We start from the raw sequence: 13,737 nt of genomic DNA, 5'->3' as shown, positions 1-13,737 counted from the left end.
GACCCTATTAGTCCGCCAGAAACAGCGGGCCCATTGGCAGCACCGGTAAATCATAGTGGGCCGGGTAATCCACCGACACCAGATACAACCCTTCCGCTTTTGCCGTTGCCGCAGCGAGCGTCCTGTCTTTTGCTGCCAGCAGTTCTGCCATCCAGCTCTCCGGCTGGTTTCCGGCCCCGACCTCCATCAGGCTGCCTACAATATTCCTGACCATATGATGTACAAAGGCATTCGCTTTGATATCCACCACCACATACGCGCCGTAGCGGGTAACGTTAATATGCATCACGTTGCGCCACGGGGTACGCGACTGGCACTGTACCGCGCGAAACGAGGTAAAGTCATTCTCTCCCAGCAGACACTGCGCGGCGCGCTGCATACGCTCGGCGTCGAGCGGCTGGTGAAAATGCGTCACGCCATGACTTAACACCGCCGGACGCAGGCGATGATTATAGATGACGTAGCGATAGCGGCGCGCCGTGGCGCTGAACCGGGCGTGAAAATCCGCCGGTACATGTTTGACCCAACGCACCGCGATGTCACCAGGTAAATTCGCATTTACCCCCAGCGTCCAGGCGGCATCTTTCCGCTGCGCCCGGGTTTCGAAATGCACCACCTGGCCGGTGCCATGGACGCCGGCGTCGGTGCGGCCGGCGCAAAAGACGGTAATCGGTTCGTTCGCCACCTGCGAGAGCGCCTTTTCCAGCTTCTCCTGCACGCTGCGCACTTCGTTTTGCCGCTGCCAGCCGTAATATTTGCTGCCGTCGTACTCGATGCCCAGCGCGATTTTACAGATCGGCTGTTGCTCCATCTCAGACATCAGTACAGGTACTCCTCAATCAGCTTCTCGGCGATCTTCACCGCCATCAGCGCGCCGCCGAAGCGCACGTTATCCGCTACCGACCAGAACTGGATCTGCTCCGGCATACCGTAATCGTTATGCACGCAGCCGATGGAGAGGCGGGCATTTCCTGAGGCATCACCAACCTGAGTCGGGAATTCGCCCTCTTCAGAAAGTTCGATATCCTCGCCGCGGGTAAAAGCGTCGCGCGCCTCCTCCGCCGCCAGCGGGCGCATCGCTTCGAAGCTCACCATCTGCGCATGGCCGTAGAAGACCGGCGACTGAACGACGCTGGCGGAGATCATCAGCCCGTCATCCTGAAGAATTTTGCGCGCTTCATCGACGATCCGGCGCTCTTCGCGCACGCTACCTTCACGATCCGGCAGCAGCGGCAGCATGTTGAACGCCAGCTGGCGACCAAAGAAATCGTCTTCATCGATAGGGATGCCGTTCAGCAGCTTAGCGCTCTGCCCCGCCAGCGCATCCACCGCTTTTTTCCCCTGCCCCGAGGCGGAGAGCAGGTTCGTGACGCTAATGCGCGACAACCCGCCCTGATCGATCAGTGGTTTGAGCGCCGTCAACAGCTGACTGGTCAGGCTATTAGGCACCGCAATCAGGTTGCGGTTGCGGTAATCGCCTAATACGAACGGGTTCACGTCCGGCACCACCAGCGGTACGTCCGGCTCCAGCGCAAACAGGCCGCTGAGATCGATAACCAGACACCCGGCGTTGGTCGCTTCTTCGACATACGCTGCACTGGCTTCGACGCCGGCGGCGAAGAAAGCCAGCTGGGCCTGGGTCCAGTCAAATTCGGCGGCGTCTTTGACGATCACCGACTTGCCACCAAAACGCAGATGTTCGCCCGCGCTGTCGTTGCGCGCCAGAGCAAAAATCTCTCCTACCGGGAACTGGCGTTCAGCAAGAGTTTCGAGCAGGGCTTCGCCTACGGCGCCCGTTGCGCCCAGTACGGCAATATTCCAGCCTTCAGACATGGTGGTTAACTCCAGAAATAAAGCGGCCCCGCCGGAGTATCCGGCAGGGGCATTAAGAAGACATTAACGAACAGGATGATGCACGGCGTTAAAACCGAGCTGGCGCAACAGCGTCGCCGCCTGCTCATCGCTGCACTGCACATACAGCGAAGACCATTCGCGACGTTCCTGATAATTTTTACGCAGCTTGTCGAATTCACCGGCGACGCCGGCCACCCTCCGCAGCGGCGCATCATCGCGGCGCACATCATACACCAAGTGGACCAGTCTTTTCAGCGTCGGCTGATCGAGCGGTCCATGCAGGGTAATGCGGCCAAATTCCGGCGCCGGCAGCAGAGTGTCCAGCGCTACCTGCTGCGGATGGCCGATAAAGGCGCTGTAGGCTTCAAAAACCTGCGTCGTCCCGCGCGCTTTCCCTTCGAGGGTGTAGCCGGCGATATGCGCGGTACCGATATCCACTCGCTTGAGAAGCTCAACGTTTAGATCCGGCTCCGGCTCCCAGACGTCCAATACCACACTCAGCGGCTGACCAGCTTCCAGCCGCTTTAGCAGTGCGGCGTTATCGACCACCGGCCCGCGGCAGGCGTTGATCAAAATCGTTCCAGGCTTCAGGCGGCTTATCAGCGCCTCATCCGCCAGATGCAGGGTTTTATATTGCCCTTCTTTATACAGCGGCGTATGGAAGGTGATGACATCGGCTTCCTGGACCAGCGCCTCGAGGGAGCGGAAGTCACCTTCGTCGCCGCGATCGGCGCGCGGTGGGTCGCAGAGCAGAGTTTTGATCCCCAACGCTTCCAGGCGCTTTTGCAGTCGCCCGCCAACGTTACCGACGCCGACGATCCCGACGGTGCGATCGCGCAGCGCAAAGCCGTCGCGTTCAGCCAGCATCAGCAGCGATGAAAAGACGTACTCTACCACCGCAATGGCGTTACAGCCGGGCGCCGCAGAGAAACCAATCCCCGCCTGCTGCAGCCACGCCTGATCGACGTGATCGGTGCCGGCGGTAGCGGTGCCGACGAACTTAATGGCCTTGCCGGCGAGCAATGCTTCATTGACCCGGGTGACCGAGCGCACCATTAGGGCATCCGCATCGGTCAGGGCATCGGCCGGGACCGGACGGCCTGGGATCGCCTGCACGTCGCCTAAACGGCTAAAAAGCTCACGGGCATAGGGCATATTTTCATCAACGAGGATTTTCACAGTTCAGTACCTGTCTGAGAACGAGAGTTAACTGGGGAAGTGTGCCATAATCTGGCCGCCAGGCATACTCATCACCTGGTTCCAGCACCGCGATATCGAAAGGATGAATCATGACGCACCCCCTTGCTGATATGCCAGACCGTCCTCCAGGGCGAGGCCCATCAGGCACTGCCGCCACCGGCGAACCTTCGCTTTCCATGCAGCAACGCACCGTTCTGGAGCGACTGATCACGCGCCTGGTGGCGCTGACCTCGCAGCAGAACGCGGAAGTGTGGGCCTGCGTCAAACATGACCTCGGACTGAAAGGCGACTCGCCCCTGCTGGCCTGCCATTTCAGCGCCGCGGAGGCCAGTCTCAACCAGCGCTTAGCCGCCGCTCAGGATAATCATCATCATCGCCAGACCTTAGCGCAGCTCAGCGATCTGCTCGGTCAGGGCAATAACCGCCAGGCGGTGAGCGATTATATTCGTCAGCATTATGGGCAAACGGCGCTGCATGCCCTTAGCCAGACGCAGCTGGAGACCATTCTGCATCTGCTGCAGCATGGCCAGCTGTCGATCCCGCAGCCGCAGCAGCGCCCGCCGACCCTGCGCCCGCTGTTGCCAGCCGAGCATAATACGCTCAATCAGCTGGTGACTAAGCTGGCGGCCGCCACCGGCGAACCAAGCAAGCTGATTTGGCAATCCATGCTGGAGCTTTGCGGCGTCAAGTCCGGGGAGCTGATCCCGGCGACGCACTTCCTGCCGCTTTCGTACTGGCTGCAGGCGCGGCAAACGCTGAGTGCGCAAAGCGCGCCGACGCTCACCTCGCTGCAGGGAGCGCTCAAGCAGCCGCTGGAGGCCGCGGAGTGGCAGACAATTGTCGACTTCGCCCGTCGCAGCTGGCAGGTCACGCCGCGGACCACGCTGAGCCCGGCGCAGATCCTGGCGCTGCTGAACAAGGTGTTTGTGCTGCGGGTGGCCCGCGCCCAGGAGACGCTGGCCATCCCGCAGGAGGAGCCTGTCGCCAGGCGGACGTGGAGCGCTAAGCCGTGGCAGCTGGCGCTGGGCGCGGTTGTCCTGCTCCTTGTGCTGTGGCTCCTGTTGTAGCCCTGCAGCCACCGGCGGCGTTTGCGGCCCCCTTTCATGCCAAACGCCGCGGTGTTTCCTACAGCGATTTCAGACCGGACAATAACCTAGCGGCGAAATGAGATAAGGGTGACGAGGATCCCCAGCGCCGCACAGAGGGCGCCGGCAAGGAACACCGACGAGTAGCCCAGCGAGGTCGCCAGCAGGCCGGTCAGCGGCCCGGTCAGGCCATAGGAGATGTCCTGAAAGGCCGCATAGCCGCCGAGCGCGGTGCCGCGCACCTGCGCCGGGACGCGCTTCACTACTTCCACGCCAAGTGAGGGGAAAATAAGCGAACAGCCGCACCCGGTCAGCGCTGCACCGGCCAGCGCCAGCCAGGCATTCGGCGCCAGTCCCAGCAGCGTCAGACCAACCGCCTCTATCAGCAGCGAGACCATCGCCACCTTAACGCCGCCAAACCGATCCGGCATCCAGCCGAACAGCACTCGCATCAGCACAAAGGCGCCACCAAACGCCGTCAGGGTAAAGCCGGCCATTGGCCAGCTATGGCTGGCGAAATAGAGGGAGACGAAGGTGCCGATCACCGCAAAGCCGACACCCTGCAGGCCCAGGCCAATGCCCGGCCGCCAGATCATGCCGATGACGCTCCAGAGTGAAGGCCGCTCGCCTCCGTGGGCCGCCACTTTGCGCACGGTACCGTTAATAAGCCAGGCGACGAGCGGTAGTCCCATGGTGACACAGGCCAGCACCGCCACGCCAAAATGGCTATAGATCAATAATCCCAGCGGGGCGCCCACCGCCAGCGAGCCGTACATCGCCATGCCGTTCCATGACATCACTTTGCCGGAACGGGCCGGTCCCACCAGGCCCATCCCCCAGCTCAGGTTTCCGGTCAGCAGCTGGCTTTCGCCAAACCCGAGGATCAAGCGGCCCAGCAGCAGCAGGCCGAGCCTGGCGAGCACCGGCAGCGGCAGCAGCGCAGCGGCCAGCCATGCCGCGCCCGCCAGGGCGCAGGCCAGCATCCCCTGCAGGACGGAACGTTTGGCGCCGTACTGGTCTGCCAGGCGCCCGGCGTACCCCCGGGTCAGAACGGTGGCGAGGAACTGGATCCCTACCGCCACGCCAACCACGGTGTTGCCAAACCCCAGCTCCTGATGGACAAAGAGCGGGATCACCGGCAGCGGCAAACCAACGGTCATATAGGTCAAAAAGACGGCAAACGTAATACGGAAAAGCGAAAAATTCGCCGAAGAATTGGATGTTGTTTCAGTAACTGCGGACATGCATTACTCCAGATTCGCAGAGTAAGGCGAGCAAAACGACACGCCCCCTCCACCTGATTATCAGGGTTAAGGCGCGTTGGTTGACGTTAAACGCTTACGCATTAGTGGAGAGACTAATGGATCTGCGAGCAGTGTGCCTGCGGGCTCTTACCCTGTCAAGATGACAAAAAAGGGGAGCCGGTGGCTCCCCTTTGCGCATCACATGCTGATTAGGCGTTGTATTTACGCATCACCAGCGTGGCGTTGGTGCCGCCGAAGCCGAAGCTGTTGGACATTACGGTGGTCAGCTTAGCGTCCGTCGGTTTGGTGACGATGTTCAGGCCAGCAGCCTGCTCGTCCAGCTCTTCAACGTTGATGCTCGGCGCGATAAAGCCGTGCTCCAGCATCAGCAGGGAGTAAATGGCTTCCTGTACGCCCGCCGCGCCCAGCGAGTGGCCGGTCATCGCTTTAGTTGCCGAAATAGCCGGGCTGTTGTCGCCGAATACTTCGCGGATGGCGCCCAGCTCTTTCACGTCGCCGACCGGAGTGGAGGTACCGTGGGAGTTCAGATAGTCGATCGGCGTATCAACGCCATGCATCGCCATCTGCATGCAGCGCACTGCGCCTTCACCAGACGGGGCGACCATGTCCGCGCCATCGGAGGTCGCGCCATAGCCGACGATTTCGGCATAGATGTGCGCGCCACGCGCCAGGGCGTGTTCCAGCTCTTCCACCACGACCATACCGCCGCCGCCGGCGATAACGAAGCCGTCACGGTTAGCATCATAGGTACGGGACGCTTTTTCCGGGGTGTCATTGTATTTAGTGGACAGCGCGCCCATGGCGTCGAATTCGCAGGCCATTTCCCAGCACAGCTCTTCGCCGCCGCCGGCAAAGACGATGTCCTGTTTGCCCAGCTGGATCTGCTCTACCGCGTTACCAATACAGTGGGCGGAAGTGGCGCAGGCCGAGCTGATGGAGTAGTTAACGCCGTGAATTTTGAACGGCGTAGCGAGGCAGGCGGAAACGCCGGAAGCCATCGCTTTGGTGACCACATACGGGCCCACGGCTTTCAGACCACGCGGGCTACGCATGGCATCGGCGCCGAAGACCTGGAATTTCGGGGAACCGCCGCCGGAGCCTGCGATCAGGCCGACACGCGGGTTATTCTGATATGCTTCAGGCGCCAGACCTGCGTCGGCAACAGCCTGTTCCATGGACAGGTAAGCATAGATGGAGGCGTCGCTCATAAAGCGCACTACTTTGCGGTCAATGAGGCCAGTGGTATCCAGTTTGACGTTGCCCCATACGTGGCTGCGCATCCCTGAATCTTTAAGCTCCTGAGAGAAAGTGATCCCTGAACGTCCTTCACGCAGAGATGCCAGGACTTCCTGCTGGTTATTACCGATGCTGGAAACGATGCCCAAGCCAGTAATCACTGCACGTTTCATTAAATACCTCTGTAAGTCGCACTATTTTAAGTTTCGTGTCGCACAATAGCGTACACTTGTACGCCGAACAAGTCCGATCAGACATTTTGTGTATAAATTTGCGCCCTCAGGCACACATCGTTAAGATCGTGCTACGCCTTGTGATTCGAGTAACTTACGTGAAACAAAACGCCATACAACCCGCCAACCTGGAATTCAACGCTGAGGGTACACCTGTTTCCCGAGATTTCGACGATGTTTACTTTTCCAATGACAACGGTCTGGAAGAGACTCGCTACGTTTTTCTCGGCGGAAATCGCCTGCCGGAGCGCTTCCCCAGCCACCCTCGCCCGCTGATGATCGTCGCGGAGAGCGGCTTCGGCACCGGGCTCAATTTCCTCACCCTCTGGCAGGCGTTTGACGTTTTTGTTCGTGATAACCCGGACGTTACCTTGCAAAGGTTACATTTCATCAGTTTTGAAAAATATCCGCTGAAGGCTGAGGATCTCCGCCTGGCGCACCAGCGCTGGCCAGAGCTGGCTCCGTGGGCGCAGCAGCTGCAGGCGCAATGGCCGTCGGCCTTCGGCGGGTGCCATCGTCTGCTGCTCGACGGCGGGCGGGTGACGCTCGATCTGTGGTTTGGCGATATCAATGAGCTGACCAGGGAGCTGGATGATTCGCTGAACCAGCAGGTGGACGCCTGGTTTCTTGACGGCTTTGCCCCGGCGAAAAATCCCGACATGTGGACTCAGGATCTGTTCAGCGCCATGGCGCGCCTGGCGCGACCCGGCGGGACGCTGGCCACCTTTACCTCCGCCGGTTTTGTTCGCCGTGGCCTGCAGGAGGCCGGCTTTACCATGCGTAAAAGCAAAGGCTTCGGCCGCAAGCGGGAGATGCTAACCGGCGAGATGGCGCAAACGCTGAGCTTTCCTGCGCGCGCCCCCTGGTTCGCTCGCAGTAGCAGCGATGCCCGCGAGGCGGCCATCATCGGCGGCGGGATCGCCAGCGCCCTGCTCTCCCTGGCGCTGCTGCGCCGCGGCTGGCAGGTGACCCTTTACTGCGCCGATGAGGCTCCAGCGCAGGGCGCCTCCGGCAATCGCCAGGGCGCGCTGTATCCGCTGTTAAGTCAGCACGATCCGGCGCTGGCGCGCTTTTTTCCGGCCGCGTTTACCTTCGCCCGCCGAATGTATGACGCGCTGCCGGTGATGTTCGATCACCAATGGTGCGGTGTTACCCAGCTCGGCTGGGATGAGAAAAGCGCGCATAAAATCGCCCAGATGCTGGCGCTGAATTTACCCCCGGACATCGCCTGCGCGGTGACGGCGGAACAGGTTGCCGGGCTGACCGGCGTCGATACCGGCTGCGGCGGCATCACCTATCCGGCCGGCGGCTGGCTGTGCCCGCAGCAGCTCACCGCCGAGCTGCTGGCGCTGGCGGCCACGCGCGGACTGCACGTGCACTATGGTTATCACGTTGAAACGCTCAGCGCGGAGGGCGATGGCTGGCTGCTCAATCAGCAGCGCTATCATCAGGCGGTGGTTCTGGCGAACGGCCACCGCATCACTGGTTTTGCGCAAACCGCCCAACTGCCGGTCTACCCGGTTGGCGGCCAGGTCAGCCATATTCCCACCACCCCGCGGCTTGCTGCCCTGCGCCAGGTGCTGTGCTACGACGGCTACCTGACGCCACAGAATCCGCAAAATCAGCAGCACTGCATTGGCGCCAGCTACCACCGCGGGAAAACCGACACCACCTTCAGCGAAGAAGATCAGCAGCACAACCGGCAACGGCTGATCGACTGCTTCCCGGGCGCGGAGTGGCCACAGGACGTGGATATCAGCGCCAACGACGCTCGCTGCGGCGTGCGCTGCGCCACCCGCGATCATCTACCGATGGTCGGCAACGTGCCGGACTACGCGGCAACATTGACGCAATACGCCAGCCTCCACGAACAACCGGATATCGCCGATAGCGCGCCGGTCTGTCGTAACCTGTTTATGCTTGGCGCGCTCGGGTCGCGCGGACTTTGCACCGCGCCGTTAAGCGCTGAGCTGCTGGCGGCGCAAATGAGCGCGGAACCGCTGCCGCTGGATAGCGACACCCTGGCGGCGCTGAATCCGAATCGGCTGTGGGTGAGAAAACTGCTGAAGGGAAAAGCGGTGAAATAAAACCATGAGGGCAGGCAATTTCCCGGGTACGGCTGACGCCTGACCCGGGCTACAACATGGCTCAGGCCTGATTTTTCGCCTGTTGATACAGGTTATGCCACATCCCCTGCACCAGAATTTGGTCCGGCGGCGACAGTTCGCCAGCGCTGATGGCTTTCTCCAGGCTCTGGCTAACTCTGCTGTGTACCGCGTCAGCAGAATGCTCGCCCTCACCTTCCAGCTCAGCCACCGCCAGCGTCAGGTGGCCGCGCAGATAACCGCCGGCAAACAGTTCATCATCACTGGCGTGGTCTACCATGTTGTCAATCAGCGCCAGAATGCGTGATTCAAACTCCGCGATCATCATCTTACCTCTTGTCATGTAATGTGCGGCCTTAGTGCAGGTCTTCCGGCCACGGAAAGTGTTTCGCCGTCAATGGCGGCGTTTGATAATAGTGTTGTAACGCGCGAATAAAGCGCGCCGGACGTTCGGGGATCCCTTGTTCAAGTAAAGTCATCACCCGAGCATGCACCCGGCGCTGGAAGGCGATGCGATCGGGCTCAACGTCCCCGTCCAGATTGTCACAGCTGACGTTAAACGGAAATCCCGCCGCCACGCAGAACAGCCACTCAAAGGCCTGCGGTTTCACCTCGACATCCTCAAACTGGCTTTGGGTCATCGCATCGCGGCCGTCCGGGCAGTACCAGTAGCCAAAATCTACTTGTTCGCGACGCGCCTTGCCGGCGACACACCAGTGAGAGATCTCGTGCAGGGCGCTGGCAAAAAATCCGTGCGCAAACACGATACGGTGATAGGGCGTTTCATCGTCAGCCGGAAGGTAGATCGGCTCATCGTCGCCTTTAATCAGGCGGGTATTAAATTCTTCGGCAAAGCAGCTGTCGAAAAGGTCTATCAGCTGCTGATAATGGTGTTGCTGTTGCATTAATGAATTCCCAACCACTGCAAAATCTCAGCCCCGTGGCTGTCATAAAGAAGTTTCGCGCTCATCACCGCCGAGACGATAACGATCATCGGCCGGATCAGCGACTGCCCTTTACTCAGCACCAGCCGGGACCCGGCACGGGCGCCAATAAACTGGCCGGCCATCATCACAAAGCCGGTGGCCCAGATAACCTTTCCACCGATGATAAACAGCAGCAGGCCGCCGACGTTTGAGGTGGCGTTCAGTAGCTTGGCATGGGCCGTCGACTTGGCAAGGTTAAACCCGGCCAGAGTGACAAAAGCCAGGGCGTAAAACGAACCGGCGCCGGGGCCGAAAAAGCCATCGTAAAACCCTACGCTACCGCCGGCGACCAGCGCAAACGGCAGACCGTAAAGCCGACGCTGCCGGTCGGCTTCGCCCAGTTTCGGCATCAGCAGGAAATAAAGGCCGATGCCAATCACCAGCAACGGCAGGATCTGCTTCAGAATATCGGATTGCACGTGCTGCACCAGCAGCGCTCCGGCGGTTGAGCCGATAAAGGTCATCAGAATATTCAGCTTCTGATCGGCCAGATTAACCACCTTGCGGCGGACAAAATAGAGGGTCGCCGATAGCGACCCGCCGCAGGCCTGCAGCTTATTGGTCGCCAGCGCCTGGGCTGGCGGCATGCCGGCCGCCATCAGCGCAGGGACAGTCAATAAGCCCCCGCCTCCCGCCAGTGAGTCAATAAAACCGGCCAGGATGGCGACAAAGAAGAGTACCACCAGCACCAGCGGCGATACGGCAAACAACTCGATAAAACTATCCATTACAGCACATGCTCATCCAGTAGCGCCTGGCAGGAAGGCGGCAGCGGCGGCGGCGTCTTCTTCACAGGGGGGGTAGACCCGGGTTTAGGTGGTTCGAACCAGCTCTGCAGCTCCGCTCCGCAGCCATCGCCGGGCGGCGGCGGCGCCTGATCCTCGCACTCCAGACTTCCCGCCGGGCAACGCAGTCGGACGTGCATATGAGCGCGATGCTGGAACCAGGGACGGACTTTACGCAGCCACTGGCGGTCGCTGCCCGCGTCCAGGCACAGCTGCTGTTTAATCGCCGGGTTGACGAAGATGCGGGTAACTTCGCTATCTTCCGCCGCCAGCTTGATAAGCTGGCTGATTTGCGGGCTCCATAGCGACGGCACCACATGCTTGCCATCGCTGGCGACCAGGTCCAGCGCCTGCGGCTTCAACAGCTGGGACGATGTCCAGCGCGTTTGCGGCAGCTGAAGGAAGATATCGACATCGAGGCCCGTCTGGTGGCTGGCGTGCCCGCCGTTAAAGCGCCCGCCCGCCGGCATCCCCATGTCGCCAATCAGCACGGTTCCCATACCTTTATTGTGCACCTGATTACTCAGGCGCTGAATAAACTGAACCAGATCCGGATGACCGAAGTAGCGACGCTGATCGGTACGCATCACCTGATAGCCGGGGGCACTCAGGGGGAGCGCCTCGGCGCCAACGATACAGCCATTGGAAAACGCGCCGATTGACTGGGCGCTGCCGCCGATCGGTTGGGTTATTTTCTGCCATGGCGTGGCGGCCAGGCTACCGGCGCTAGCCAACAGCGCAAGCAGTGCGATAACGGTGTTTTTCATGGTTACCAGCGTGGAATTGTCGTCGTCACGTCGCCATTCTGCGCGCGCTGACGCATAAAGTGATCCATCAGAACGATCGCCAGCATCGCCTCAGCGATCGGTACGGCGCGGATGCCGACGCACGGATCGTGACGCCCTTTGGTGATCATCTCCACTTCTTCGCCAAAGCGGTTAATCGTATGACCGGGAACGGTAATACTGGAGGTAGGCTTCAGCGCGATGTTGGCAACGATCTGCTGGCCGCTGCTGATGCCGCCAAGAATGCCGCCGGCGTGGTTGCTCTGGAACCCGGCTTTGGTGATCTCATCGCGGTTTTCGCTGCCGCGCAGCTTCACCACCTCGAAGCCGTCGCCAATTTCCACCCCTTTCACGGCGTTGATGCTCATCAGCGCGTGGGCGATATCGGCATCCAGGCGGTCGAAGACCGGCTCACCGAGGCCTGGCGGTACGCCGTCAGCCACTACCGTCACTTTCGCGCCAATGGAGTCGCCCTCTTTTTTCAGGCCGCGCATCAGTTCATCCAGGGCGTCGATTTTATCCGGGTCCGGACAGAAGAAGGGGTTCTGCTCAACCTGATCCCAATCTTTGATGGCCAGCGGAATATCGCCCATCTGCGTCAGGCAGCCGCGAATGACGATGCCGAACTTCGCGGCAAGGTATTTTTTGGCAATCGCCCCGGCCGCTACGCGCATCGCGGTTTCGCGCGCAGAAGAACGACCGCCGCCGCGATAGTCGCGCAGACCATACTTTTGCTCGTAGGTGTAATCGGCGTGGCCCGGACGGAACAGATCTTTGATCGCGCCGTAATCCTGCGAACGCTGATCGGTGTTCTCAATCAGCAGACCGATACTGGTCCCGGTGGTAACGCCTTCGAAGACGCCGGAGAGGATTTTGACCTGATCCGGCTCGCGACGCTGCGTGGTGTAACGCGAGGTACCCGGGCGACGACGATCGAGGTCGTGCTGCAGGTCGGCTTCGGTCAGCGGGATGCCCGGCGGCACGCCGTCAACGATGCAGCCCAGCGCCAGACCGTGCGATTCGCCGAAGGTAGTGACGCGAAAGAGTTGTCCAATTGTATTTCCTGCCATCACGGCTCCAATCTTTTTCGTTATGTTGGCGTGTTGTTTTTTTAGTCTTTATAAATACCGAAGTGCGCACGGGCGTCAATCAGCTGCTGTTTGGTCAGCATAAAGACCCCGTCGCCGCCGTTATCAAACTCAAGCCAGGTAAACGGCACGTCCGGATACTGCTCCATCAGATGTACCATGCTGTTACCGACTTCACAAATCAGAATCCCGTCGTCGCTGAGATAATCCGGCGCGTTGCCGAGGATACGGCGCGTTAGCTTCAGGCCGTCGCTTCCGGAGGCCAGCCCCAGCACCGGCTCATGCTCATACTCTTCCGGCAGATCGGCCATGTCCTCTTCATCGACATACGGCGGATTGGTGACGATCAGATCGTACTGCAGCTTCGGCAGATCGCGGAACAGATCGGAACGGATCGGCGTAACGTGATGGATCAGGCCGTGGGACTCAACGTTGTGCTCGGCGACGGCCAGCGCGTCCGGGGAGATATCTACCGCATCGACTTCCGCTTCCGGGAAGGCATAGGCGCAGGCGATGGCGATGCAGCCGCTACCGGTGCACATATCAAGGATGTGCTGCGGCTTATGGTTAATCAGTCCGGCAAACTGGTTATTGATCAGTTCGCCAATCGGGGAGCGCGGCACCAGCACCCGCTCATCAACGTAAAACTCATGCCCGCAGAACCATGCTTTGTTGGTCAGATAGGCGACGGGAATACGCTCGTTCACGCGGCGAATCACCCGCTCTACAATGCGGTGTTTCTCGCTGGAGGTCAGGCGCGCAGTGCGCATGTCTTCCGGGATATCCAGCGGCAGATACAGTGAAGGCAGCACCAGCTGTACCGCCTCGTCCCACGGGTTATCAGTCCCGTGACCGTACCAGATATTAGCAGCGCTGAAACGGCTTACCGCCCAGCGCAGCATGTCCTGAATGGTATGCAGCTCATTGACTGCCTCATCAACAAAAATTTTATCCACGACATCCTCCAGGGCACACTCTGCTATAAATTCGGCGGCTAGTGTGCCATGAAGACGGCGATAAATCAGCATTCTTGCGATAAGGGGCGGGGGAAAAAACAGGTTTTCCTTGCCCGAAGGGATATTGAGTCGGGTAAACTAGCGCAAAGTATGAATGAG

General features: G+C 60.2%; 13 protein-coding genes. 2 read left to right on the top strand and 11 right to left on the bottom strand.

The window, feature by feature from the left end; translation table 11 throughout:
- Window positions 1-7: 7 nt before the first annotated feature.
- From truA to pdxB, 3 genes are all read right to left on the bottom strand, one after another.
- A complete protein-coding gene (truA, locus tag OHJ17_RS07435; RefSeq protein WP_002913226.1) occupies window positions 8-820 on the bottom strand; it encodes a tRNA pseudouridine(38-40) synthase TruA in 813 nt (270 codons plus the stop codon).
- Window positions 820-1,833: an aspartate-semialdehyde dehydrogenase gene (locus tag OHJ17_RS07430; RefSeq protein ID WP_002913227.1), complete on the bottom strand. Its 1,014-nt coding sequence runs from the start codon at window positions 1,831-1,833 to the stop codon at window positions 820-822. The genes truA and OHJ17_RS07430 overlap by 1 nt, the downstream gene beginning before the upstream one ends.
- Before the next feature lie 63 nt (window positions 1,834-1,896).
- A complete protein-coding gene (gene pdxB / locus OHJ17_RS07425) occupies window positions 1,897-3,033 on the bottom strand; it encodes a 4-phosphoerythronate dehydrogenase PdxB (protein WP_032433350.1) in 1,137 nt (378 codons plus the stop codon).
- A gap of 110 nt (window positions 3,034-3,143) precedes the next feature.
- Here pdxB and flk point away from each other — a divergent pair, with 110 nt between their 5' ends.
- Window positions 3,144-4,121 carry a flagella biosynthesis regulator Flk gene (flk, locus tag OHJ17_RS07420; protein ID WP_022615607.1) on the top strand — a complete coding sequence of 326 codons (978 nt, stop codon included), beginning with the start codon at window positions 3,144-3,146 and terminating at the stop codon, window positions 4,119-4,121.
- A gap of 86 nt (window positions 4,122-4,207) precedes the next feature.
- Here the strand turns inward: flk and OHJ17_RS07415 are convergent, their stop codons facing one another.
- Together OHJ17_RS07415 and fabB are read right to left on the bottom strand one after the other, a co-directional pair.
- Window positions 4,208-5,383 (bottom strand): MFS transporter, encoded by a 1,176-nt coding sequence (locus OHJ17_RS07415; RefSeq protein WP_004149211.1) that lies wholly within the window; start codon window positions 5,381-5,383, stop codon window positions 4,208-4,210.
- Window positions 5,384-5,592: 209 nt separating this feature from the next.
- Entirely contained in the window at window positions 5,593-6,813 is a 1,221-nt protein-coding gene (gene fabB, locus OHJ17_RS07410) for a beta-ketoacyl-ACP synthase I (protein WP_002913291.1), read from the bottom strand.
- A gap of 158 nt (window positions 6,814-6,971) precedes the next feature.
- Here fabB and mnmC point away from each other — a divergent pair, with 158 nt between their 5' ends.
- Window positions 6,972-8,960, top strand: a complete 1,989-nt coding sequence (gene mnmC, locus OHJ17_RS07405; protein WP_023286748.1) for a bifunctional tRNA (5-methylaminomethyl-2-thiouridine)(34)-methyltransferase MnmC2/FAD-dependent 5-carboxymethylaminomethyl-2-thiouridine(34) oxidoreductase MnmC1 — start codon at window positions 6,972-6,974, stop codon at window positions 8,958-8,960.
- A gap of 61 nt (window positions 8,961-9,021) precedes the next feature.
- Here the strand turns inward: mnmC and OHJ17_RS07400 are convergent, their stop codons facing one another.
- Genes OHJ17_RS07400 through prmB form a run of 6 tightly spaced genes read right to left on the bottom strand, consistent with a single transcriptional unit; the run spans window position 9,022 to window position 13,578 of the window.
- Complete coding sequence (locus tag OHJ17_RS07400; protein WP_002913338.1) at window positions 9,022-9,303, bottom strand: YfcL family protein; 282 nt, start codon at window positions 9,301-9,303, stop codon at window positions 9,022-9,024.
- Window positions 9,304-9,334: 31 nt separating this feature from the next.
- Window positions 9,335-9,883: an elongation factor P hydroxylase gene (locus tag OHJ17_RS07395; protein WP_021440519.1), complete on the bottom strand. Its 549-nt coding sequence runs from the start codon at window positions 9,881-9,883 to the stop codon at window positions 9,335-9,337.
- Window positions 9,883-10,692, bottom strand: coding sequence for a sulfite exporter TauE/SafE family protein (locus OHJ17_RS07390; protein WP_002913340.1), 810 nt, complete (start codon window positions 10,690-10,692; stop codon window positions 9,883-9,885). Before OHJ17_RS07390 ends, OHJ17_RS07395 begins: the two co-directional genes overlap by 1 nt.
- Window positions 10,692-11,516 carry a penicillin-insensitive murein endopeptidase gene (gene mepA / locus OHJ17_RS07385; RefSeq protein ID WP_004174960.1) on the bottom strand — a complete coding sequence of 275 codons (825 nt, stop codon included), beginning with the start codon at window positions 11,514-11,516 and terminating at the stop codon, window positions 10,692-10,694. Before mepA ends, OHJ17_RS07390 begins: the two co-directional genes overlap by 1 nt.
- A 2-nt stretch (window positions 11,517-11,518) precedes the next feature.
- On the bottom strand, window positions 11,519-12,604 hold the full coding sequence (gene aroC, locus OHJ17_RS07380) for a chorismate synthase (RefSeq protein WP_002913342.1): 1,086 nt from the start codon (window positions 12,602-12,604) through the stop codon (window positions 11,519-11,521).
- Window positions 12,605-12,645: 41 nt separating this feature from the next.
- A complete protein-coding gene (prmB, locus tag OHJ17_RS07375; protein ID WP_002913346.1) occupies window positions 12,646-13,578 on the bottom strand; it encodes a 50S ribosomal protein L3 N(5)-glutamine methyltransferase in 933 nt (310 codons plus the stop codon).
- Window positions 13,579-13,737: the final 159 nt, after the last annotated feature.

Origin of the sequence: Klebsiella sp. KP20-425-1 (genome assembly GCF_025813515.1) — a bacterium.
GTDB lineage: Bacteria > Pseudomonadota > Gammaproteobacteria > Enterobacterales > Enterobacteriaceae > Klebsiella > Klebsiella pneumoniae.
This window is presented reverse-complemented; position numbering and strand designations above follow the sequence as displayed.